Origin of the sequence: Litorimonas sp. RW-G-Af-16, assembly GCF_048319245.1 — a bacterium.
GTDB lineage: Bacteria > Pseudomonadota > Alphaproteobacteria > Caulobacterales > Maricaulaceae > Litorimonas.
Window position 1 is genome coordinate 2,034,887 of record NZ_CP166993.1, and the last position, 20,565, is coordinate 2,055,451.

Consider the following 20,565-nt stretch of genomic DNA (forward strand, 5'->3'; position numbering starts at 1 on the left):
GCCTAGTTTCGAAGCAGTTGGAAACCTTTTTCATGTATCTTATCCCAATAAATTTAAGATGTGGGATGTGCAGATTATGATGAAACGCTATTTAATGAATACAAGTGGCAACGTCGCCATGATGTTCAGTGTGACTGCCCTCGTCATGTTAATGGGCATTGGCCTCGCCATTGATTATAGCGGCGCAGCCAGCCGCAATAGTGAGCTTCAACGCTATGTCGACGCCGCTGTGCTCGCAGCAGGAAAATCCCGTTTGAAGGATGAAGGTGAGTTGAGCGAAATCGTAGATGCCACGATTGCGGCTCACAACCTTGAAAACTGGGACATCACAGCAGTCACGAAAGTCAAAAATGACCAAGTTTCTGTCGTCGCCAACCTCAAATACGATACGTCCCTGATGGGCATTTTTGGGAAAAAGGTGCTGGATATCAGTGTTGATTCTGGATCACCGATCGCGACGAAAACTCCGATCAATTTGGCGCTTGTGCTTGACACTACGGGTTCAATGGCCGGATCAAACATGGCCGACCTGATTGCGGCTAGTGAAGACTTAGCCGATCAACTGGATGAAATGAAAACCGAAGTTCGCGCCTCGCTCGTGCCGTTTGGGGAATACGTTAATGTAGGACCAGGTAACAAAGGCGAGCCTTGGCTCGATACGTCCAAAGACGGCCTGACGGAAACGACTTATGAGTGCTGGAAAACGCGCGATATTGATCAACGTGGTGTTTGCACGCCCACAGGTCGGGAAATCTCAGCGCCTATTTATTCCGATGGTGTGCAAACAGGTATGAGGACGTATGACGAACAGACCTGTACTGACAATACGTACATGCCAGAACGCGACGAGTGTCGGGACATAACGCGCACATATACTTGGCACGGATGCGTAAATTCTCGCCCTGATCCTTACAACATGGAACCAGAGTATAATTCGCGTCAAATTCCAGCTCATTATAATGATCCAGATAAATGCGGTGCGGAGATCATTCCGCTAACCAATAATATGGGTGATATAAAAACAGGTATTCAAAACCTAGAAGCGCGCGGCGAAACATACTTGCCTGCGGGTCTAATGTGGGGGTGGAGAACGCTGGATGAAAGCCAACCTTTCACGCAGGCGTCTTCGTCTAAAAAAGGCGCAGTCAATGCGATTTTGCTGATGACAGACGGTGCCAATACGCGAAACCTTATGAGCAACGGCACCCATAGCGGTTCGAACGGCGCAACAGGTCTCGCAAAAACAAAAGGTGTTTGCGATAAGATTAAAGCGGCGGGCATCCAAATTTTTACAGTGGGCTATCGCCTTCCTGGGTCTGCCGATGACACCTCTGAAGTCTTGGATTATTGCGCATCATCCCCGGGGCAGAGCTTTAATGCCGACAATGCAGCGGAATTGACCGCGTCATTTGAGAGCATTGGTAGCATGTTGGATTCCGTGCGCATTTCGTATTAAGCGCTAAGCATCACAAATAATCTCAAAGCCTAGCCGCAGGGTCACCCTCGCGCGCTAGGCTTTTCTTTTGGGCAGATCAGCATAATTCCCCACCCGCTTTTGCTTCCCCGACACCATGGCTTCCATCATCTCTGACGGGATCAGCATGGACATATTCCATACGGCAATATTATCGAGTGTATCTTTAGTGTCGTGGTCCCGAGCATACGTGATGATCCGCTTGCAGCCATAGACAGCAAGCGGCGGCTTCGTCGCAATCTCTGCCGCCAACGCCATGACGGCTTTCATCATCGCGTCTTGGTCTGCATAGACTTCGTTATATAATCCGCGAGATTTACACTCCTGCGACCCCATTTTTCGGCCAGTATAAGCCAGTTCTCGCACAACGCCTTCGGGCATGTGATTTAGGATGCGGGGGAATGTGCCAACATCGGCGACCATGCCGACATTGATTTCGTAAATCGTGATGAAGCTATCCTCTGTTCCGTAACGCATATCGCAGGCCGTAATCAGATCGACCCCGCCGCCGTAACATCCACCTTGGATCGCCGCGATCACGGGGATACGACATGCTTCGATCGCATTGAAACTGTCTTGCAAGCGAAGCACGTTATTTTGATAAAAATTAAGGCCGTAGCTAGGATCATTCTTATCCTGCGTGCCGCCAATATCGGCACTGAACATCGCCAAATCTATACCCGCCGAAAAGATAGACCCTGTCGAGGAAATGACAATCACGCGTGCTTTGGAATTGTCGTCAATGTCGCGGATGATGTCTGGCAATTCACGCCAGAATGCCGCGTTCATGGCGTTACGCTTATCTGGCCGCGTCATCTGGATATGCGCAATATTATCCGCGATTGAGACGGTGAAACATTCATAGGTCATATGCGTGTCCTCATTGAATTAGAGCGTGAAAAGATAGCCTTTATCGGGTGACGCCGTGCCGCCCAAGACATCCTGATAGGCTTTCAGGACAGGGCCAACGCCTTCCGCTTTTTCAACCTCCAGCCAGTCCTGCGCACTTGTCAAAAACGGCACCCAGCGCTGGCCGAGGCGCTGTGCAAAACCTCCCCCGCCCCACTCGCCGATGCGAAGTTTCGCGCGGTCTGGCGCGAAGAAAAATTCAGATTTCGCAGGGGACTTCGTTGCACCTTTTTTCCCCGCTTCCCAATGGGACATACCTACACAACATATATAGGTCAGGTTTTCTTCAAAATGGTCAGCCACGGTTTGCAAGACTTTACCATTGCCCGACATATCGACAATCACCGTTTTGACGTCAGGGTTGAGGTCTGTGATCGTGTCGTAAGTTTGGACTTCATCATAAAAGCCCGTGCTTCCCGTGAAGGCTTTATTGCCCTCTGACGTCAGCCCCGTCACTTTAATCCCGCCGCGTTCTCTCAAACAGAATGCCGTTCCCAGTGCGGTCTTGGACGAGGCGGAGAGGATCAAAACTTGTTCTGCGCCGTAGAAATCTTGATCCGCCAGAAAGTCATCAATCAGAAAGCTTGTTGTAAAGAGTGGGCGCAGGATAGGCTGTAAATCCATATTCAACGCAAAGGACGGATCGGCGTCCACAAAAGTGTAACCGTTATACAGGCTATGCAGTGGCACACGGTGGGCATTGCCGTCTTGAAATCCAGACGAGGTCAGGCGCGTGGGTTTCATGTCAAAAGTCTGCGTGATGGGCAGAAAACCGTAGACAACTTTACCAACCGGCACGTCTGCACATTTGCTCTCTGTCACTTCCGCAAACCCCCAGACTGGCATGCGGCCATGCTCTGGCATATTAATGCCGTAATCCGTGGGGTTGAAATAGTGCCAATAGCCGATCTGATGGCCTGTCACCATATAGGTGACATTGTTCGCCGTCAGCGCCCAAGGCCCGACTTTGCAGCGGACAAAGCCGTCTGCCAGCTCGCCGTGGGGGGCTTTGACAATCGTTACGTCTGTAAAGTCATCGCGTTTAACGAGAAGTGTTTCGGTCATGAGAACATCGCCTTTTCTGTGCAGCTGATCAGGAGTTGCCCTTCGAGGCCCGCTAATCTGTGGTGATAAAAACTTCGGTAGCGCTCTGAACTGACAGTCTTGAACATGGTTTCAGCGTCGGGGTAGCGGACGATTGCAGCACTATCCCATTCGCCGTCCGCTTGTCCGATCAAGGTTTTTACAATCTCACCGCTAAACACAGTTTCAACACCCACAATGTCCAGATCACGCAACATCTCGCCAAAGGCGGCTGCATAGCGACCATAAGCAGTGACGCCCGAAACGTCTTCGCCGTCTTTATAAGTTGCGCGGTCTTTGAATTTCAAAAGGTTGAGCATAAATACTGGCTCGCCCGCAGGATGCCCTGCCAGAAACGCTTTGATCTGATCATCTGTCGGGGAGACAGCATTTATCACGGCCATATGATGTCCTCACTTTTATACGGCACCACGCTAGTGCAGTCCTGTGCGGCGCTCAAGGATCATCGCACATTCTCCCGCACACAAAAATGCATGACCTTTTTGCGGAGCGTATCTCTTAGCACAACCTTAATGCGGTGATCAGGAATTTTTAAGGACTCTGCGCTAATTCTGCCTCCACTTTTATAATCGGGGATGATCATGCGTTATATCAAATTTCTTCTGCCAGCTGTTTTATTGTCAGGCTGTTCACTGGGGTCTCATGGATTTGACAACCACGCGAAAGCACCAAGTTACGGGCAACAGGGCGCACATCACGGCGCTTATCAAAGCACGCCTTATCAGCCAGCTTGCGAATATTCAGGCTGCGAAAGTGGGTATTCTGTCTCTAACGCGCCAACAGTTTACGGCGGAAATGCTGCGCATGCGGGTCATCAATACGGCGCGCCGCAGACGCCATCTGCTAACGCTTATGGCGGCCAAGTCGCACATCATAATGCACGTGGCCCGCACGGATATGGACAAGTGCCAAACCTGCGTCGGGCCTATAAATACGGCACGCTCGGTGCGACAATGTATGATGTCGATTCTGACATTTTCGGTATTCAAGGCCGCGTTGGCTATCAATCTGCAGGCGTCTTTGGCGTAGAGGCAGAGGCTTCAACGAGCCTATCCAGCGATTCAGAGGACGTCTTAGGCGTGACAACGAAAACGGGTATCGACTATCAAGTCGCGGGCTTTGCAGTCCTCCGCCAGCCGATCAGCGAGAAATTCTCAATCCACGCACGCGGCGGGTATCACGTTACAGAATTTGATAGTGAAGCAACAACCGCTGGCGTGACAACAGATCTTGATGTCGGCAATAGAGACGGTTTCGCCTACGGTGTTGGCGGCGAATATAATCTCAATCGCCGCGACTCGCTGCGCCTTGATTTCACGCGCTATGATGTTGAAGAGCTTGGCTCACTCGACTCTGTTTCAGTCGCTTACGCTCGCAAATTCTAAGCTAACTCTGGCGCGGGTAGGTCTTTCTGCCGCGCCCATAAATCTGCATAGAGGCCCTGTTGTTTCAGCAGGGCTTCATGCGTTCCGCGCTCGACAATCTGTCCGTCTTCCATGACCAAGATCAAATCTGCCCGCTCTATCGTGGACAGACGGTGGGCGATGACCAGCGTGGTTCGGTTAGTTGCAGCTTGCTCCAACGCGGCCTGAATATCGCGTTCAGTCCCGCTATCGAGTGCAGACGTCGCTTCGTCCAAGATCAAGATGGCAGGGTCTTTCAACAGCGTTCGCGCAATCGCAACACGCTGCTTCTCGCCGCCAGACAACTTTAACCCTCGCTCTCCCACAATGGTGTCGTAGCCCTTGGGCAAGGTCAGAATGAAGTCATGGATTTGCGCATCACGCGCCGCTTGCTCAATCTCGTCTTGGCTCGCGCTCGGTTTCGCATAGGCGATATTATAGCCAATCGTATCGTTAAATAGGACAGTGTCTTGCGGCACAATCCCGATCGCTTCGCGGACAGAGGCTTGCGTGACTTGCGTAATGTCTTGATCGTCAATCAACACGCGTCCGCCCGCCAGATTATAAAAGCGGAATAAAATACGCGACAGCGTCGACTTGCCAGCGCCCGTTGGCCCAACGACAGCCACCATTTGCCCAGGCTTGATCTCGAAACTGACATCTTTGAGAATTGGGCGGTCAGCATCATACTGAAAATTCACATTTTCAAAGCGAATGTCGCCTGCGACTTTCCCTAATTTTCCAGCGTCTGGCACGTCCAAAACTTCTGGCGTTTGCTCCATCAAAGTGAACATTTTTTCCATATCCGTCAGCGCTTGCTTAATCTCGCGATAGGCAAAACCCAGAATATTTAGCGGGCGGTAGAGCTGCGTCATGACCATAGTTACGGCGGTAATATCACCGACGGTCATGCTCCCCGCTAAGGTCTCATAACCCGCGAGTGTAATCACAAGCACGAGGCCAAGGTTCATCAAAAATGATTGACCGATATTAACGGTTGCCAGCGACGTGCGTGAGCGAATGGCGGCTTCTTGATAGCCCTCCATCGCGGAATCATATCGTCCCGTCTCAAAATCTTCGGCACTAAAATACTTGACGGTTTCGTAGTTGAGCAGGCTATCGACAGCTTTGCCAGCGGCCTCTGTATCGCGCTTATTCATCTCGCGTCGAAACTTCAAACGCCATTCCGTCGTGGTCACAGTGAACAGAATATAACTCAGCACAATCGCGACAGCAATCACCGAGAACCACCCGTTATAGGCTAGCCAAAACGCGACCGCAGCGATCGTGAGTTCCAGTAAAGTCGGCCCAATATTGAACAGTAAAAAGCGAAACAGAAAATCAATCGACCTCACGCCCCGTTCAATAATGCGCGACAATCCACCCGTGCGCTTATCCAAGTGGTAGCGCAAAGAGAGTTGGTGCATATGCCGAAAGGTCGCCGTCGCCACGCTGCGTTGTGCGAATTGCGCTACGGGAGCGAAGATATACTCGCGTCCTTCTGATAAGAACACCGCAAAGAGTTTAAGCAGACCGTAGCCTAGAACAAATCCGACAATACCCACCCAAACTGCGCTCCATTCCCCATTATTATCTTGCGCCGTGTTCACAGCATCAATCGCCCAACCAAACAAGAACGGCGAACCTACCAGCACGAACTTTCCGATGATCGTCAGGACAATCGCCGCTAGCGAACGCAGCTTAAACGGCAGATTTCCAGCAGGCCACAGATAGGGCTTTAGCCGCGCTAAGCCTTTCAACTGTGTGATCAGGCTTTCTTCATTGCGGGTCGTCGGTTCGGTGGGTTGCATCATAGCCATGTGGGGGCGAATGAGCCGCTTGTAAACCCAATGCTAACGGTCTTTTGGTATGAAGTTTGCACATAAAAGGGTGTGTTGGGGAAAGACTGTGAGCCGAACTGTAATAAAAGATATTCTGCCTGTGCAGCCTCGCGGTTCTGACCGTCGCGGCCAAAAGCGTCCAGGGCAACATGACTGGCGGGTTAATCCGCGTAGCTATGAATTTATTGGCGCAACATTTGACCCCCTAACGCCCATGCAAACATTGGCTCGCGCCAAGTGGATGACCGCCGATCACGGCTTTCGTTTTATCGTAACGCCCAATGTGGATCACCTCGTGCGCCTAGCCAAAGAGCCAGATGTCTTCGACCCGCTTTACGCGAGAAGTTGGCTATCCGTCTGCGATTCTCGGATTTTGGAATTGCTGGCAAAGTTTTCAGGCGTGCCACTCAAGGCCGTGCCCGGATCAGATCTCACGCAGCAGCTTTTTGATAACGTGATCACCCGCGAAGACACGATTACCGTCATCGGTGCAGATGCCGAGATTATTGATATTCTCAAACGCAAATACGGCTTTGATAAAATCAATCATTACGAGCCGCCTTTCGGTCTGCGGAACAAACCTGACGAAGTTACAAAAACGGCGGCATTCATCGCGGCCAATCCCGCGCGTTATGTCTTTATTTGTGTCGGCAGCCCGCAGCAGGAAATGATTGCCAATGCCTGTTTACAGCGTGGCGATTGCGTGGGGCTAGGGCTCTGCGTCGGCGCGTCATTAGATTTCCTCGCAGGACGTGTAAAGCGCGCGCCCAAATGGATGCAACAAGCGCGGCTGGAGTGGTTATACCGTCTGGCGAGCGAACCCAAACGCCTGTGGAAACGCTATCTGATTGAAGGGCCAAAAATATTCTGGCTCTGGATCAAATGGACAATATCCCGCAAACAATCTGCGAATTAATTAATTCCAGCTAGCTCTCCGACCTGTGCAGCGATCTTGATAAACACACCCTCGCCGCTAGGTCGCCCAGCATCACTGTCTTCGCGGAGTTGCATCTGCAGCGGGATGGCGCCAAGATAATCAATACCAAGTTTTTCCGCGTCACGCTTTGCCCCTCCTTCACCGAATATGTGATGCTCGCTTCCGCAATCGGGACAGGTGAATACAGCCATGTTTTCGATCAGGCCAAAGACAGGAATATCGACCTTTCCGAACATCGCCACACCCTTGCGCGCGTCTAATAGCGCTAAATCTTGCGGGGTCGAGACGATGACGGCCCCAACGGGTTTGATATCTTGGGCGAGACCTAGCTGCGCATCGCCAGTGCCGGGCGGCATATCAATGATCAGCACATCTAACTCGGCCCAGTCCACATCCCACAACATCCGCGAAATCGCGCCTTGTACCATCGGCCCTCGCCAGACAATCGGCCCGTCATCTTTGGTCAAAAATCCAATCGACATGGCTTTTATGCCGTGCGCTTCAAACGGGACAATCAGACGGCGCCCTTCAACCTCACGGGTCGTCGCAATCTCCCCAGATAACCCTAGCAGCATCGGCGCACTTGGGCCGTGAATATCAGCGTCCAACAACCCCACAGCCAGCCCCGATTTTGCCATAGCAACAGCCAAATTTACAGCTACCGTCGATTTCCCAACGCCGCCCTTAGCAGACGAAACAGCAATAATTTTTTTGATATTCGAGTCGCCTTGATAGCCCTCCGGGCGGCGCGGCTGATGGGGGTTGCCCTTACGTTTGGGCGCTCCGCCAACCGTTGGTCCGCCTTTATGTGCTGACAAAATAACGCTTGCCTTCGCCACACCGTCAAGCTCTGCTAAGGCTGCTTGTGCTGCGTCACGAACAGGAAAAAAAGCATCAGCTTCTGGCGGCGGAATTTGTAGCACAGCCTGCACTATGCCTACCTCTTCTGTCAGCGAAGCTAAACGTCCAGCCGCAATAATATCTCCGCCCGTCAGTGGGTCTTTAATCTTGGCGAGGGCGGCAAGTGCGAGGTCTTGAGAAAAAGGCATTTAATTAATTATCCCGCTTTTAATTGGGCATGGTTTGCGCATTGGGCGCTGCTGTCCGAGTGTCGGCGCACCCTGACACGATGTTGCCATTTGGCATTAAACGCAAAGGCGGATGATCGCGGGGAAGGTCCGTTGCAAAGCCCAAGCGGATGGATTGATCCTTCAATACTTCGATCTGTTGCGGTGCACTCGGCATCTCGGCATGTCTTGCGATAGTAAAGACACCGTCTTGTTCGCTCACGCGATAAATTGCGCCGCGGAGTTGGAACCCTGTGATGATCCAAAAATCAGACGAAAAGCTACCAAGCGGCGTTGGGCGTGTCGGAATTATCGCACGGATATTGTCACCTAAAACAGGTTTGGCATCTCCCGATTTATTGTCAAAATAAACCAGGCCGCCTTCCAATTCACCACGGTCATAACCAGCAAGCCAGCCATTTTTCAGAGGGAGCCGCCGCCGACAATAGTCCCCGCGATGTCTCAAATAGTCGCGGTGGAAAAATCACAATAGCGGTGTCAAAAAAAGGCATTTGTTGCGCAGCTTGCTTAAAATCCTGCCCGTCAACATCGCAGAAAGTCGAGGCGGCAAGGCTGGCTTTATATGTCGAGGAAAAATCTATTTTCCCAGACTTGATCCCGCCCAACGCCGCAAGCGCCGCCGCACGCACGTCCACAATCGGATGCGTTTTTGACATAGCCGATAGCGGAGCGATGGACGCTTTATCTTGACGTTTCCCGAGGGCCAAAGCGGCAGCCCGCGTCACCCGCCAATCCGATTTATCGCGCAGCGCATCTCGCAGAATGAGTGTGGTATCTGGCCCTGCTATCTCTCCCGCTAATGTCACATAGCGTTCTTTCACAGGGTCTTGTGTCGGATCGATCTTGGCCCAAATCAGCGACATATAATGAGCCGCGTTATCACCAGTTTTGGCTCGGAAATTCCTTGCGTAATCCCTCAAATTCACATCTGCCTGAGCGATTGTAAATTCAAAGGCGGGTCGTGCAGCCGCATTTAAAAGCACGGGCTTATCCGACAGATCCGCCATGACCGCGTCAACACCGACCATCCTCGCGAGCATGGGCAAATCTGCATCCGCCGCAATATCGCGCGCAAATTTCAAATAAAACCCATCGGCGCGGTCTTTATGCCGCGCGCGCAACATCGCAGATAGCGCCAAAGCCTGCTCTGGTGTCTCCAGCTTTGGTAAAGTCCCCAGCAAAATTTCAAACGAAACCTTTGGATTTTGCGCGTATAGCGCCGCGTAGCTTTGCGCGACAGAGAGACTGTCTCCCGAGAGCAAAACCCGCTCCAAAATCGGCCGCGATTTATCATCGGGGTATTGTGCCATTAGATCGACTAATGTCGGCGTAGGCTTATCCAAAAGCGCGCGCGCCAAAGTGGCATAGGCCTGAGGTGGCAGCGGAAATTCTTTGGTTGGTCGGCGAACAATCTCTGCCAATGTGTCCCGCGACAAATTCCGAACCTGCGCATCCTTATCGCCAAGCGTTTCGATCAGGCGGTTACGCATCATTGGCGACGGGATATTTGCCATAATTGCGGCGTGTTGCGTTGGGTTGGTCGTCGGCCATAGGCGAGCAATCTGCCCTTGTTCAGCAGGCGTAAAGCGCCAACCGCGTTGCGATAAGATAATCTGCGCCCTCTGCGCAGCGCTCTCTCGATTTCCTTTAACAAGCGATAACAAGCGCGCGGTTGCCCACGGACCCAGCCTTTGAAATTCCTGTGCCAAAACTGAATAATCAAATTCATTCGGGTCGTGGCGCAACATCAGGTCAACGCAGAAATCCAAGTCTTCGCAAACGCGTATTTCTGATTTGGTCAATGGCTGAAACGGCGCCGCAACGGCATGGGTCGCTGTCATAGCACCGCACATCACAACTATCGCCATGAGCGCTTCGATATGTCTGGACCGTCCCATATCAGCGACTTAGGCGCGAACGCGCAGGCACACAAGTTTTCAGAACAGGTTTTTAAACCTGAAGCGATTAAATTCAGCGAAAAAAGTGGATGGTGCGCGATACTGGGATTGAACCAGTGACCCCTACAATGTCAATGTAGTGCTCTCCCACTGAGCTAATCGCGCGTTCCAGATGAAACAGGGTTTCGGGAAGCGGCGATATAGATGGGCTGATTTGATTGATCAAGCCCTAAACGCCGCGAATTATGAATTAACAACTGTTCGCTCTACGCCGCGACGAGGCGTTCCACTTCATTGACCAGTTGGCGCAGGTGGATTGGCTTTGACAGAACTGTCTGTTCCGCCGCCTTGGCATCGGACATCGCGACAGCCGCGAAGCCTGTAATGAACATAATTTTGATCCCGGGCGAGAGCGTTTCGGCGTGTTTGGCAAGCTCAATGCCGTCCATGCCCGGCATCATAATATCCGTCAGGAGCAGGTCAAACGCCCCATCGGCGAATTTAAGCGCGCGCAAAGCCCGATCACCGTCAGAGCAAGCAATGACGTGGTGGCCTGCTTTTTCGAGCGCTTTCTCGAAGAATTGGCGCATTGCATCGTCGTCTTCGGCATATAAAATTGTAGCCATGATGTCCCTTTTACGTGTTTTGGGCGAAATCTAGTGCGACATATGCACAAATCCAGCCAATTCCCCTCTTTGCTAGCCTCCGCATCTTAAAAATGTCTAAGCGCAGGCGAAAAAATGCGCTAAGAGGCGATTAATGTTCAAAACGCCAAAATTCACGCGCCGAAGTGGCAAAAATTGCGCTGGGCCTGATTTATCAGAGTTCCTGCCAGGCCATACGATTGCCTATCCCAGCCAGTGGCGGGCAGGCGTTGTCTTTGCCTCTCCCCATTCGGGACACCTATATCCGCAGAGCTTTTTGGATCGCTCCCCGCTGAGTGCGAATGAACTGCGACGGAATGAAGATATATATATAGAGAAATTATTCGCCTCTGTCGTATTGGCGGGGGCGCCTCTTCTGCTGGCAAGATTTCCACGGTGTTTTGTGGACCCCAATCGCGCTGCAGATGAAATCTGGCACGAAGATATGCCATCGCAAGGCAAGCCCAGCGCGCGGGCCGCTGCTGGATTAGGCGTGGTGCCGACGCATTTGAACGAAGCCACGGCGATCTACCGCAAGCCGCTATCCGCAGGGGAGATTCGTGCCCGTATCGATACGCTCTACCATCCCTATCACGCGGCCTTGCGACGCGTTATTGATGAGGCAAAGGCGCGCTTTGGCCAAGCCCTGTTGGTCGATTGCCATTCCATGCCGGGCTTTGCCCCGATGGGCGCAAGACGACCAGATGTGATCTTGGGGGATCGGTTTGGCGCGGCATGCCATCCCGATACAATGAACCGCATCCGCCGTATCTTCGAAATGGCAGGCTATAGCGTTGGTATTAACTATCCCTATGCGGGTGGGTTTGTGACGCAACATTACGGGCAGCCCGAAACAGGTGTCGAGGCGATACAGATTGAGATCAATCGCGATCTCTACCTGAACCCCGTGACGTTAGCCCCTAAGCGCGGGTATGAAAAATTATCGCGTAACCTAGATCATATTATTACAGAAATTATCGAGGCCGCTTTGCCGCAAGAACGCGCGGCGCAATAAGCCTACCGCAATCTGTGCCAAAACAGCACATTGCGCAGTTAACAAGCGCTATGGGCCGAGCTTTTCTGTGCCACCTCCCCTCAAACACGATAAAAATCCAGCCAAACACTCTCTTTTAGGGCGAACAACTCTCAGGGGAGTTTGGCACGGCGCTTGCTCCCTTCTCTGTGAAGACACATTACATGAGGGACTGTCCACAATGACAAATGATATTGATCTGCATGTCGGTAAACGCTTACGCCGCCGCCGCCGCCTATTGGGGCTAACCCAGCAATCTCTGGCCGAGCAGGTAGGTATTCGCTTTCAACAAATTCAGAAGTATGAGTGTGGGGCTAACCGTGTTTCAGCAGCGCGTTTGTTTGAACTCTCAGAAGCGCTCTCTGTGCCGATCCAGTATTTCTACGAGGGTCTATCAGAGAACGATCCGATCTACGGCGAGACCGATGCCAGTATTATTGCGCCAGACGTTCTGTCGAAAAAAGAAACGATGGACCTCGTGCGGGCTTATTATTCCATGGGCGAAGGGCCGCGCAAACATCTGCTTGATCTGGCGAAGTCGCTTGAGGCAGGCAGCAAGCCGAGCCTGCGCCTTGTCTCCCCATAGACCTTTGCGACAATCTCGCATTTGATTATCAGGGCGTCCGTGATAGGGCGCCCTTATGACATTTACGCCCACTGACATTTCTGATCGCCTTGCCCTGATGCAACACCTGTCAGAGGCAGCGCGGGCGATTACTCTCCCCCTGTTCGAGACAGACCTTGCGATCACGAATAAGGGCGATAACGTCCTGTTTGATCCTGTGACCGAGGCCGATATTGAAGGCGAGCGCGTCCTGCGCCAGATCATCCGAGACGCTTTCCCAAAGGACTCTATCGAAGGCGAAGAACTGCCAGATTATCAGGGCGAGAATGACTTTTCGTGGACGCTTGATCCGATTGACGGGACACGCGGGTTTATCGCAGGTGTCCCCGTCTGGTCGACCTTGATCGCGCTGTCTTATCAGGGGCAGCCTGTGCTGGGTCTGATAGACGTCGCGGCGCAGGATAAATGCTATTGGGGTGATTTGTCAGGCGAGACGAAACGCGCTTGGCGCGTCCATGCGGGCGAAACCACCACCCTGAACACTCGTAAAGTCGATACACTGAAAGCAGCGATTTTAGGCTGCACAGAACCGCTGGCTATGTTCAAGCCAGGGGAGCGCGCGGCGTATGAAATCATTCGCCGCGGTGTGCGGTTTTCACGGCTGGGGCTTGACGCCTACGGCTATGGCCTCCTCTGCGAAGGGCGCATGGATATTGTGATTGAAGGGTTGCTCAAGCCCTGCGACGTTCGTGCGCTAATGCCTGTGATCGAAGGGGCTGGCGGAAAGATCACCGGTTGGCACGGGCAAAATCCTGTCGATGGCGGGCGAATTGTTTGTGTCGGGAATGAAGCGCTTTTGCCAGAGCTTTACACTTACTTACAGCGGGCCATGGATTCGTAGAAATTAGAGCTTCTGCGTTTCCAAGAATTCATCAATCGCAGCAAAACACTGACTGCGTAGCTCATCGCGCTCTAGAAATAATTCATGCAAAGCGCCAGGCACGACGACATAGGTTCCACCGCATTTTTCTGCAAACTTCTCAACGGAAGCTGGATCAACGATGGGATCGCCCCCTGCCCCGATGAGTAGCGCTGGCACTTGCAATTTGTCCGCATTGCGGTTGACTTGCGCCATAGCGCGAAGGGCGGCACGTATCCAACCAAATGTCGGCGGGCCGACGCGCAGACGCGGGGACGTCTGAAAGTAAGATGCCCAAATACGGTAACGCTCTTTATCCGTAGTCAGTTTGTTAGAGTTAAACGGCACAGGCAGACCGTTACGCTGCTTTTGAAAAGGCAAGTTTTTCCTGTCCATCCCCATTATGCCCAGCGCAACAATACTGCCACGCATGAGCGGGGTCTCCAGATCAAAAAGTCCAAGCATAGGCGCGCTGCAAATCACTGCATCTGGGTTAAGCACGCCGCTTAAAATGCCTTTGAGGACAATCGTCCCACCCATAGAATGACCCATCGCAATATGCGGCTTGGGGAGGAGCGGCAGAAAACATTCCACAGCAAATGCCAAATCGTCAGCATAGGTTTGGAAATCGTCAATATAGCTCTTGAGTTTATCGGGAAGAACACGGTCAGATAAGCCCTGACCACGGGGATCAACAATAAGGACGTTAAAGCCACGCTTGATAAAATCGAGTGTCGTTTCGAAATATTTTTCGATGAATTCTGTGCGGCCTGGCGAGAAAATAATCGAGCCGCGCGGCGCATCTGTTGCTGCACTCGCGAGCATCACCCGTAAACGCACGCCGTCGCGCTTGATAAAATAAGTTTTTATCCGTGCTTCCAAGTCAGCCGGAAGGGGTCGCCCGCCAGGCTGGACGATTTCCGCGACATCATAATTTGGCTGAACTGGCATGTGGTGTGATCAGAACGCTGAAAAAAAGGGCCAAATCGGCCCTTTTCACTCAACGCATGTGTAGCCGCGAATGCGACTACATATTTGAGAATACGCTTTGCAGACCCATAGCGACAGACATATCGCCTGCGACTTTCAGCTTGCCAGACATGAACGCCATCATCGGGTCCATTTCGCCATTGGCGAGCGCGAGGAAGTCAGCTTTATCGACATTGATTGTGCAATCTGCTTCGTCGTCAGACACTTTCGCTTCTGTACCTTGCGCCCAAACTGCGCCCTCGCCGCCAAAATCAAATTTGACAGATTTATCGATGCCACCAGATTTGCTTAGCGCTTCGCTCATCTTTGCTGCGATTTCAGAATTTTCCATAATGTATCCCTTCCTTGGTTTAGGCAATGCTTTGCTTGGAAACTATATGGAGACTCCCCGCCAAGTTTCCAGTTATTTTTCAAACGCTGTGATTACGCTTAAAGTGGCTTTCTAAATTTCAGCGTCGCGCGATCAGATTCGCCGATATTCTTATACGCCTCTGCGTTAAAGTCTTCGGCTTCAGCTGAGCCTTCTTTGGGCGTCGCAGAGCGCGGCGGCAGCGTCCAGACACCCATAGGGTGATCGGCTGTATCGAGCGGATTGGCGTTCACTTCCGAGCTTTCAACGAATTCAAAACCAGCATCTGCGGCCAAAGCCTTCATATAGCTTTCCTGCACGTAGCCAGAGCCGCCTTTGGGATCTTGCAAAGCTGTTTCTGGCAGACGGTGTTCGACGATGCCTAGCGTGCCGCCAGGTTTGAGGGCTGCATAAAAATCAGCAAAAGCCTGATCCGCATATCCGCCGCCCATCCAGTTATGGACATTGCGGAAAGACAAGATTGTATCAACACTTTCAGCGGGCAGGATCGGGCCTGCATCTTTGCCAAATGCGCCGTATTCGATAGCGCCGTATTCGCTTTCATCACCAAATTTCTCGCGGAAGCTGGCATTACGTTTATCTGCGCGCTCACTCGCGCCGTCGGGATAAATCACGGCGATGTATTGACCGCCGCCCGCTGACAGATAAGGCGCGAGTATTTGCGTGTACCAACCTGGCCAAATTTCAGCGACGCGTTGATCAGGTTGCACGTCAAAGAACTCTAGCGTGGCTTGTGGATTACGAAATTTATCGCGGGCCATATCGTCAGCACGGCGCGGATGTGCAATCGCATCCGCCAAGGTGATCGCAACGGGCGCTTCAACTTTGGGGGCTTCTGGCGTCGGGGCTGTTGTCTCGCCGCCTGAACACGCCGCCAGCAAAGCGGCCGATAAAATACTGGCTGTGAGGTAGAATTGACGCATGAAAGTCTCCTAATTTTAATTTCCTCTGCCCTAGCAAATTCGCAAGGAATAGCAACTGCATTTGGAAATATGCCCCCTCTTGACGATCACGTTTTCGTTCCCATCTGCAAATGTGGGACGCCGATAGGGTCCCGCAAACCTCAACCCAGTCGCCCATTTGGGGACCGATTTAACATTGCTTATTGAAAGGATGTCACAATGAGAACTTATGATTTTTCACCCCTCTATCGTAGCTTTGTCGGCTTTGATCGCATGGCGAACTTAATCGATGCCGCCTCGCAAAGCAGCGCCACAAACCAAGCTTACCCCCCTTACAACGTCATACGGGTGGACGAAGATAGCTATAAGATTGAAATGGCTGTCGCAGGTTTTGACAATGACGACATCGAGATTGAAAGCCACGAAAACGTGCTCTCAATCATCGCGCGTCGTGAAGGCTCTGCCGATAATGACGGCGTAGAATACCTACATCGCGGCATTGCGGAGCGCGGATTTGAACGCCGCTTCCAACTCGCCGATCACGTCATCGTCAAAAACGCCGAGCTACGGAACGGCTTGCTGACGATCTCACTAAAACGTGAACTGCCTGAGGCGCTGAAACCTCGCAAAATTGCTGTTCATTACGGTAATTTAATCGAGGCGAAGCCTAGCGGTAAGTCTAAGGCTGCCTAAATAGAGATTACGCAATGGACGCCTTCCTCCCCCTTGGGCTTCCCTGACAGCGTAATAGCGGCGGCGTCGCGTGTTCAACCCCCTCCCAGGACACGTGGCGCCGCAATCATTTTGAGATCGCGCTTAATATCTCTGTGCCCGTCATTTTCGGCGATTGGCCTTTGGCAAAGGCAGCTTGTGTCATTCTCAGGACGGCCGCATTGTAAGGCGCTTCAATGCCCACAAATGCCGCATGACGCACAATCTCGCCTTGCAGATAATCAATTTCAGACACACGTGCAGCGTCCAAATCATCCTGCATAGATGATCGCGCTTTGGCGTCTATTTTCACAATTAACTGCATGAGAATTTTATATGCCCAATTTGGCAGTCGCAATGTTGCGATGAGTTGCTCGGGCCTACGCCCATTAAATGTCGACGGGGTGACGCCATTGGCTTTTGCCACGACCAAAGCCTCCTCCACAATCAGGGCCAAGGCGCGGCGGTAATCACGCTGCAAGAGCCCTTCGCGCAAAGTCCCCCCCGCCAGCGTGTTCAGCGCATTATTTAAATTCACCGCCATCTTCGCCCATTGCGCCGCGAGAATGTTGTCCTCAACTTTGATCGGCTGCCCTGCAGCCGTGAAAGCCTCCAGCACGGCATTATCAACGCCCGCTCCCACGACCAACGCACCCTCTGTGCCGCAATGAAATGCACCTGCCCCCGCCGGGGTGACATTAAACGGCACAATGGCGGGAATGATTTTAGCCTTTGGAAGACCTTGCCGCAGAGTTTCTGGATTACGGATACCATTTTGGAAGCTAATCACTTGCACATCAGCTTTGGCATGCGTTTTGATGATATTGGCGGCATCTTCCGTGTCTTGGCTTTTGGTGCAGAGCAGGATGATGTCAGCGGTGGCCAGCGCGACGTAATCAATTTGAAAATCCACTTGATCCAGATGGATAGGGTCTCGGCTGAAGTGCGTGAGCGTCAAACCGTGATTAGCTATCGCAGTCTGATACCTTTCGCGTCCAATGAAAGTGACGCGCGCCGACCCGCCATGCTGCAACAACCCGCCCAAATAGCAGCCAATAGATCCGGCGCCGAGAATAACGATATGCGGATGATCTGTCATAATTCTGGCATAGCTACATTAGTGAACCATGGCCATGCCTGCTTTAAATTTGATTTCACGCCCACTACGGCAGATAAGTTCGCAAAGGACAAAGAGAGCATCACCATGACACAGACAGAAGACATCGGCTTTGCCCAAATCGCGGGTATTATGGCAGATACAAACCATGGTCGCCGCCCTGACATTCCTGAAAACTGGAAACAAGGTCATACGTGCTATGGTGGGTTGAGCGCGGCGCTCTTATTGACAGATGTGAGAATGATCCATGTTGATGTGCCGCCGCTTCGCTCTGCCGTGATCAACTTTGTCGGTCCCGTCACGGATAACCCGACCCTATCGTCCGAAGTCCTCCGCCAAGGTCGCAACGTCACCAGCATCGCTGCCCGCGCTAATATTGGTGAGCAAGCCGTCTGCACCGCGACCTTTTCTTTTGGGGCCGCACGCGAGTCAGAATTGTCAGTCGCTTTCCCTGCACCAGACGCCCCCACACCCAATAATTGCGAGGATTTTACGCCCGACTTTGCTAAGGCTTTTGTTCCCGCCTTTTTTCACCGGTTCGAAACAAAACTCATTGACGGCCACCGCCCGATGAGCGGCGCAGATGAGGGCTATATACGCGCGTGGTCGCGTCACAATGACCCTGCGTCTCGCGAAGGAATAGAGAGCCTGCTTTGCATTGCAGACGTTCTCCCGCCCGCAGCTCTCCCCATGTTTCGTAAAATGGGCGCGGTGAGTTCAATGACGTGGATGTTCAACGTGCTACAAGACGATTTGTCGACGGATGACGGTTGGTGGCAAATCGAGACGCGTCATACCGCAGGCAATAGCGGCTATAGCAGCCAAGTCATGCGCATATGGAACAGCCGCGGTGACCTCGTCGTAGACGGGATGCAGAGCGTGACGTTATTTGTGTGATGACTTTATATGCTAACAGCAACCCTCTGACCTCCCCCATTGCTCTGGCGTTATAATTCGCCTAAACGCCGCTTCATGGCAGAAACTCTTATATCTCCTGATCATCGACCCGTGGCTGTTAAAGCTAGCGGAGCCGATCCGCTTGGTCGGTTTAGGACGAAAGGAAATCGCGCAACACTTGACCGATCTCGGCGAAGAGTTGCGGATTGAACCTAAAAAAGTGCGCATGCGTACCAAGCAGATTTTTCATTGGATATATAATTACGGCGTTACGGATTGGGATCAGATGACCAATATCGCGAAGCCCATGCGGGAAAAACTGGCGCAGTATTTTTCACTCGAACGCCCCGAAATCGTCGAACGATTAGTCAGTGAGGACGGCACACGCAAATATCTGATCCGCATGTCCCCTGGCGTAGAAGTCGAAACTGTCTTTATTCCCGATGTGTCCAAGACAGGCGCATTGTGCGTGTCCTCTCAAGTTGGCTGCACGCTGACCTGCAAATTCTGCCACACAGGCACGCAACGTCTTGTGCGCAATTTGACGCCCGCCGAAATCGTCCTGCAAGTCATCATTGCCCGTGACGATTTGGGCGAGTGGCCCACGACACAGGAAAACCGTAAGCTCACCAATATCGTTTTTATGGGCATGGGCGAGCCGCTTTATAATACCCAAGCTGTCGGCGATTCCCTTGACACGATATGTGATCCAGAAGGACTCGGTATTGGCCGACGCCGTATTACGGTCAGCACATCTGGCGTTGTACCTGAAATCGGGCCTATGGGCGAGCGCACATCTGCCATGCTCGCGATCTCGCTCCATGCGGCCAATGATGAATTGCGCGAACAGATTATGCCGATTAACCGCAAATATCCCCTCAAAGACCTGATGCAAGCCTGTCGCGATTACCCAGGCCTATCTAATTCCAAGCGCATTACATTTGAATATGTCATGCTAAAGGGTATCAATGATCAGCCTTGGCACGCCAAACAACTCATCAAACTGCTCAAAGGTATTCCCGCCAAGGTCAACTTGATCCCGTTCAATCCGTGGCCTGGTACAGACTATGAATGTTCTGATTGGGAAACGATCGAAGCCTTTGCCGATCAAGTGAACCGCGCAGGCTATGCCAGCCCGATCCGCACCCCGCGAGGCCGCGACATTTTCGCCGCGTGTGGGCAGCTAAAATCCGAATCTGAAAAGAAACGCGCAAGTGACATCCGAAAAGACGTGCGCGCATCTGAAGAATTATCTTGATCATTTTCACCCTCTGGTGAAAGAACATATCGCGCAGCTCGTGTGGGGTGGGTCGCGACGGGCACACAAACATAATTGGACCACACCATGCAGCCAGCACTTGAAAGCCTCGCATCAGGCTTCCCTTATTTGATCTTTTACCTGCTGACTATCACAGTCATTTTTATCGCCGGGCTTTTTATCTATACCAAGCTGACCCCGCACAAAGAATTAGAATTAGTGCAAGCAGGCAACATGGCTGCCGCCATTCACTTCTCCTCGCTCGTGATCAGCTTGTCTTTGCCGCTCGCGGCATGTTTGGTGAACAAGTTTTCGCTAATCGACGTCGCTGTCTGGGGGACGTTCTCCGTGTTATTGCAGCTGTTCCTGTTTCGCCTGACGGATATGATTTTCCGCGGCATGCCAGAGCGGATCATTCGCGATGAGGCTGCGCCTGCGCTTGTGCTAGCGTCCTTTAAGGTGGCTGGTTCAATCATTCTCGCTTTCGCTATTTCAGGATAACCGC

22 protein-coding genes and 1 tRNA gene are annotated in these 20,565 nt (G+C 52.2%); 10 read left to right on the forward strand and 13 right to left on the reverse strand.

Features of this window, described 5'->3' with window-relative positions:
* Positions 1 to 76 precede the first annotated feature (76 nt).
* On the forward strand, positions 77 to 1,456 hold the full coding sequence (locus AB8615_RS10015) for a VWA domain-containing protein (protein ID WP_418152341.1): 1,380 nt from the start codon (positions 77 to 79) through the stop codon (positions 1,454 to 1,456).
* 54 nt (positions 1,457 to 1,510) lie between these two features.
* On the opposite strand, the gene AB8615_RS10020 is transcribed toward AB8615_RS10015, so the two are convergent.
* From AB8615_RS10020 to AB8615_RS10030, 3 genes are read right to left on the reverse strand one after another with little or no spacing between them, the layout of a single operon-like run.
* A complete protein-coding gene (locus tag AB8615_RS10020; protein WP_409432448.1) occupies positions 1,511 to 2,344 on the reverse strand; it encodes a crotonase/enoyl-CoA hydratase family protein in 834 nt (277 codons plus the stop codon).
* A gap of 18 nt (positions 2,345 to 2,362) precedes the next feature.
* Entirely contained in the window at positions 2,363 to 3,448 is a 1,086-nt protein-coding gene (locus AB8615_RS10025; RefSeq protein ID WP_409432449.1) for a DUF2855 family protein, read from the reverse strand.
* The gene (locus AB8615_RS10030; RefSeq protein WP_409432450.1) at positions 3,445 to 3,870 is read right to left on the reverse strand and encodes a DUF1330 domain-containing protein; all 426 of its coding nucleotides are present in this window, start codon (positions 3,868 to 3,870) and stop codon (positions 3,445 to 3,447) included. Before AB8615_RS10030 ends, AB8615_RS10025 begins: the two co-directional genes overlap by 4 nt.
* A 198-nt stretch (positions 3,871 to 4,068) precedes the next feature.
* On the opposite strand from AB8615_RS10030, the gene AB8615_RS10035 reads away from it, so the two are divergent.
* Positions 4,069 to 4,872 carry an outer membrane beta-barrel protein gene (locus AB8615_RS10035; RefSeq protein WP_409432451.1) on the forward strand — a complete coding sequence of 268 codons (804 nt, stop codon included), beginning with the start codon at positions 4,069 to 4,071 and terminating at the stop codon, positions 4,870 to 4,872.
* Here AB8615_RS10035 and AB8615_RS10040 read toward each other — a convergent pair.
* The gene (locus tag AB8615_RS10040) at positions 4,869 to 6,701 is read right to left on the reverse strand and encodes an ABCB family ABC transporter ATP-binding protein/permease (RefSeq protein ID WP_409434095.1); all 1,833 of its coding nucleotides are present in this window, start codon (positions 6,699 to 6,701) and stop codon (positions 4,869 to 4,871) included. The genes AB8615_RS10035 and AB8615_RS10040 overlap by 4 nt on opposite strands.
* Before the next feature lie 97 nt (positions 6,702 to 6,798).
* Here AB8615_RS10040 and AB8615_RS10045 point away from each other — a divergent pair, with 97 nt between their 5' ends.
* Positions 6,799 to 7,647: a WecB/TagA/CpsF family glycosyltransferase gene (locus tag AB8615_RS10045; protein ID WP_418152342.1), complete on the forward strand. Its 849-nt coding sequence runs from the start codon at positions 6,799 to 6,801 to the stop codon at positions 7,645 to 7,647.
* On the opposite strand, the gene AB8615_RS10050 is transcribed toward AB8615_RS10045, so the two are convergent.
* From AB8615_RS10050 to AB8615_RS10070, 5 genes are all read right to left on the reverse strand, one after another.
* A complete protein-coding gene (locus AB8615_RS10050) occupies positions 7,644 to 8,717 on the reverse strand; it encodes a P-loop NTPase (protein ID WP_409432453.1) in 1,074 nt (357 codons plus the stop codon). The two genes, AB8615_RS10045 and AB8615_RS10050, sit on opposite strands and share 4 nt — an antisense overlap.
* Positions 8,718 to 8,736: 19 nt before the next feature.
* Positions 8,737 to 9,201 carry a hypothetical protein gene (locus AB8615_RS10055; RefSeq protein WP_418153142.1) on the reverse strand — a complete coding sequence of 155 codons (465 nt, stop codon included), beginning with the start codon at positions 9,199 to 9,201 and terminating at the stop codon, positions 8,737 to 8,739.
* On the reverse strand, positions 9,134 to 10,654 hold the full coding sequence (locus tag AB8615_RS10060; protein WP_418152343.1) for a HEAT repeat domain-containing protein: 1,521 nt from the start codon (positions 10,652 to 10,654) through the stop codon (positions 9,134 to 9,136). The genes AB8615_RS10055 and AB8615_RS10060 overlap by 68 nt, the downstream gene beginning before the upstream one ends.
* Positions 10,655 to 10,744: 90 nt before the next feature.
* A tRNA-Val gene (locus AB8615_RS10065) sits at positions 10,745 to 10,819 on the reverse strand.
* Between the two features lie 101 nt (positions 10,820 to 10,920).
* Positions 10,921 to 11,280, reverse strand: a complete 360-nt coding sequence (locus tag AB8615_RS10070; protein WP_409432455.1) for a response regulator — start codon at positions 11,278 to 11,280, stop codon at positions 10,921 to 10,923.
* Positions 11,281 to 11,413: 133 nt separating this feature from the next.
* On the opposite strand from AB8615_RS10070, the gene AB8615_RS10075 reads away from it, so the two are divergent.
* The 3 genes from AB8615_RS10075 to AB8615_RS10085 all read left to right on the forward strand — a co-directional run bounded on the left by AB8615_RS10075 (position 11,414) and on the right by AB8615_RS10085 (position 13,797).
* Positions 11,414 to 12,313 (forward strand): N-formylglutamate amidohydrolase, encoded by a 900-nt coding sequence (locus tag AB8615_RS10075; protein ID WP_409432456.1) that lies wholly within the window; start codon positions 11,414 to 11,416, stop codon positions 12,311 to 12,313.
* 199 nt (positions 12,314 to 12,512) lie between these two features.
* Positions 12,513 to 12,917 (forward strand): helix-turn-helix domain-containing protein, encoded by a 405-nt coding sequence (locus AB8615_RS10080; RefSeq protein WP_409432457.1) that lies wholly within the window; start codon positions 12,513 to 12,515, stop codon positions 12,915 to 12,917.
* Positions 12,918 to 12,972: 55 nt separating this feature from the next.
* Entirely contained in the window at positions 12,973 to 13,797 is an 825-nt protein-coding gene (locus tag AB8615_RS10085; RefSeq protein WP_409432458.1) for an inositol monophosphatase family protein, read from the forward strand.
* Positions 13,798 to 13,800: 3 nt separating this feature from the next.
* Here the strand turns inward: AB8615_RS10085 and AB8615_RS10090 are convergent, their stop codons facing one another.
* The 3 genes from AB8615_RS10090 to AB8615_RS10100 form a co-directional block, all read right to left on the reverse strand.
* Complete coding sequence (locus tag AB8615_RS10090; RefSeq protein WP_409432459.1) at positions 13,801 to 14,766, reverse strand: alpha/beta fold hydrolase; 966 nt, start codon at positions 14,764 to 14,766, stop codon at positions 13,801 to 13,803.
* A 76-nt stretch (positions 14,767 to 14,842) separates the two neighbouring features.
* Complete coding sequence (locus tag AB8615_RS10095) at positions 14,843 to 15,136, reverse strand: SCP2 sterol-binding domain-containing protein (RefSeq protein WP_409432460.1); 294 nt, start codon at positions 15,134 to 15,136, stop codon at positions 14,843 to 14,845.
* Between the two features lie 98 nt (positions 15,137 to 15,234).
* The gene (locus AB8615_RS10100; RefSeq protein WP_409432461.1) at positions 15,235 to 16,098 is read right to left on the reverse strand and encodes a class I SAM-dependent methyltransferase; all 864 of its coding nucleotides are present in this window, start codon (positions 16,096 to 16,098) and stop codon (positions 15,235 to 15,237) included.
* A gap of 198 nt (positions 16,099 to 16,296) precedes the next feature.
* Between AB8615_RS10100 and AB8615_RS10105 the strand changes: the two genes are divergently transcribed.
* A complete protein-coding gene (locus AB8615_RS10105; RefSeq protein ID WP_418152344.1) occupies positions 16,297 to 16,770 on the forward strand; it encodes an Hsp20 family protein in 474 nt (157 codons plus the stop codon).
* Positions 16,771 to 16,876: 106 nt separating this feature from the next.
* Here the strand turns inward: AB8615_RS10105 and AB8615_RS10110 are convergent, their stop codons facing one another.
* Positions 16,877 to 17,887, reverse strand: coding sequence for a 2-dehydropantoate 2-reductase (locus AB8615_RS10110; protein WP_409432463.1), 1,011 nt, complete (start codon positions 17,885 to 17,887; stop codon positions 16,877 to 16,879).
* Between the two features lie 105 nt (positions 17,888 to 17,992).
* On the opposite strand from AB8615_RS10110, the gene AB8615_RS10115 reads away from it, so the two are divergent.
* The 3 genes from AB8615_RS10115 (at position 17,993) to AB8615_RS10125 (ending at position 20,561) form a co-directional block, all read left to right on the forward strand.
* Positions 17,993 to 18,802 (forward strand): thioesterase family protein, encoded by an 810-nt coding sequence (locus AB8615_RS10115; RefSeq protein WP_418152345.1) that lies wholly within the window; start codon positions 17,993 to 17,995, stop codon positions 18,800 to 18,802.
* Between the two features lie 97 nt (positions 18,803 to 18,899).
* On the forward strand, positions 18,900 to 20,060 hold the full coding sequence (rlmN, locus tag AB8615_RS10120; protein ID WP_418153085.1) for a 23S rRNA (adenine(2503)-C(2))-methyltransferase RlmN: 1,161 nt from the start codon (positions 18,900 to 18,902) through the stop codon (positions 20,058 to 20,060).
* Between the two features lie 87 nt (positions 20,061 to 20,147).
* Complete coding sequence (locus AB8615_RS10125) at positions 20,148 to 20,561, forward strand: DUF350 domain-containing protein (protein ID WP_409432466.1); 414 nt, start codon at positions 20,148 to 20,150, stop codon at positions 20,559 to 20,561.
* Positions 20,562 to 20,565 lie beyond the last annotated feature (4 nt).

Bases quoted from the DNA above. Each gene is read 5' to 3' on its own strand.
- AB8615_RS10015 (WP_418152341.1), top strand. From the start codon at position 77: ATGATGAAACGCTATTTAATGAATACAAGTGGCAACGTCGCCATGATG.
- AB8615_RS10020 (WP_409432448.1), bottom strand. From the start codon at position 2,344: ATGACCTATGAATGTTTCACCGTCTCAATCGCGGATAATATTGCGCAT.
- AB8615_RS10025 (WP_409432449.1), bottom strand. From the start codon at position 3,448: ATGACCGAAACACTTCTCGTTAAACGCGATGACTTTACAGACGTAACG.
- AB8615_RS10030 (WP_409432450.1), bottom strand. From the start codon at position 3,870: ATGGCCGTGATAAATGCTGTCTCCCCGACAGATGATCAGATCAAAGCG.
- AB8615_RS10035 (WP_409432451.1), top strand. From the start codon at position 4,069: ATGCGTTATATCAAATTTCTTCTGCCAGCTGTTTTATTGTCAGGCTGT.
- AB8615_RS10040 (WP_409434095.1), bottom strand. From the start codon at position 6,701: ATGCAACCCACCGAACCGACGACCCGCAATGAAGAAAGCCTGATCACA.
- AB8615_RS10050 (WP_409432453.1), bottom strand. From the start codon at position 8,717: ATGCCTTTTTCTCAAGACCTCGCACTTGCCGCCCTCGCCAAGATTAAA.
- AB8615_RS10060 (WP_418152343.1), bottom strand. From the start codon at position 10,654: ATGGGACGGTCCAGACATATCGAAGCGCTCATGGCGATAGTTGTGATG.
- AB8615_RS10070 (WP_409432455.1), bottom strand. From the start codon at position 11,280: ATGGCTACAATTTTATATGCCGAAGACGACGATGCAATGCGCCAATTC.
- AB8615_RS10075 (WP_409432456.1), top strand. From the start codon at position 11,414: ATGTTCAAAACGCCAAAATTCACGCGCCGAAGTGGCAAAAATTGCGCT.
- AB8615_RS10080 (WP_409432457.1), top strand. From the start codon at position 12,513: ATGACAAATGATATTGATCTGCATGTCGGTAAACGCTTACGCCGCCGC.
- AB8615_RS10085 (WP_409432458.1), top strand. From the start codon at position 12,973: ATGACATTTACGCCCACTGACATTTCTGATCGCCTTGCCCTGATGCAA.
- AB8615_RS10090 (WP_409432459.1), bottom strand. From the start codon at position 14,766: ATGCCAGTTCAGCCAAATTATGATGTCGCGGAAATCGTCCAGCCTGGC.
- AB8615_RS10095 (WP_409432460.1), bottom strand. From the start codon at position 15,136: ATGGAAAATTCTGAAATCGCAGCAAAGATGAGCGAAGCGCTAAGCAAA.
- AB8615_RS10100 (WP_409432461.1), bottom strand. From the start codon at position 16,098: ATGCGTCAATTCTACCTCACAGCCAGTATTTTATCGGCCGCTTTGCTG.
- AB8615_RS10105 (WP_418152344.1), top strand. From the start codon at position 16,297: ATGAGAACTTATGATTTTTCACCCCTCTATCGTAGCTTTGTCGGCTTT.
- AB8615_RS10110 (WP_409432463.1), bottom strand. From the start codon at position 17,887: ATGACAGATCATCCGCATATCGTTATTCTCGGCGCCGGATCTATTGGC.
- AB8615_RS10115 (WP_418152345.1), top strand. From the start codon at position 17,993: ATGACACAGACAGAAGACATCGGCTTTGCCCAAATCGCGGGTATTATG.
- AB8615_RS10125 (WP_409432466.1), top strand. From the start codon at position 20,148: ATGCAGCCAGCACTTGAAAGCCTCGCATCAGGCTTCCCTTATTTGATC.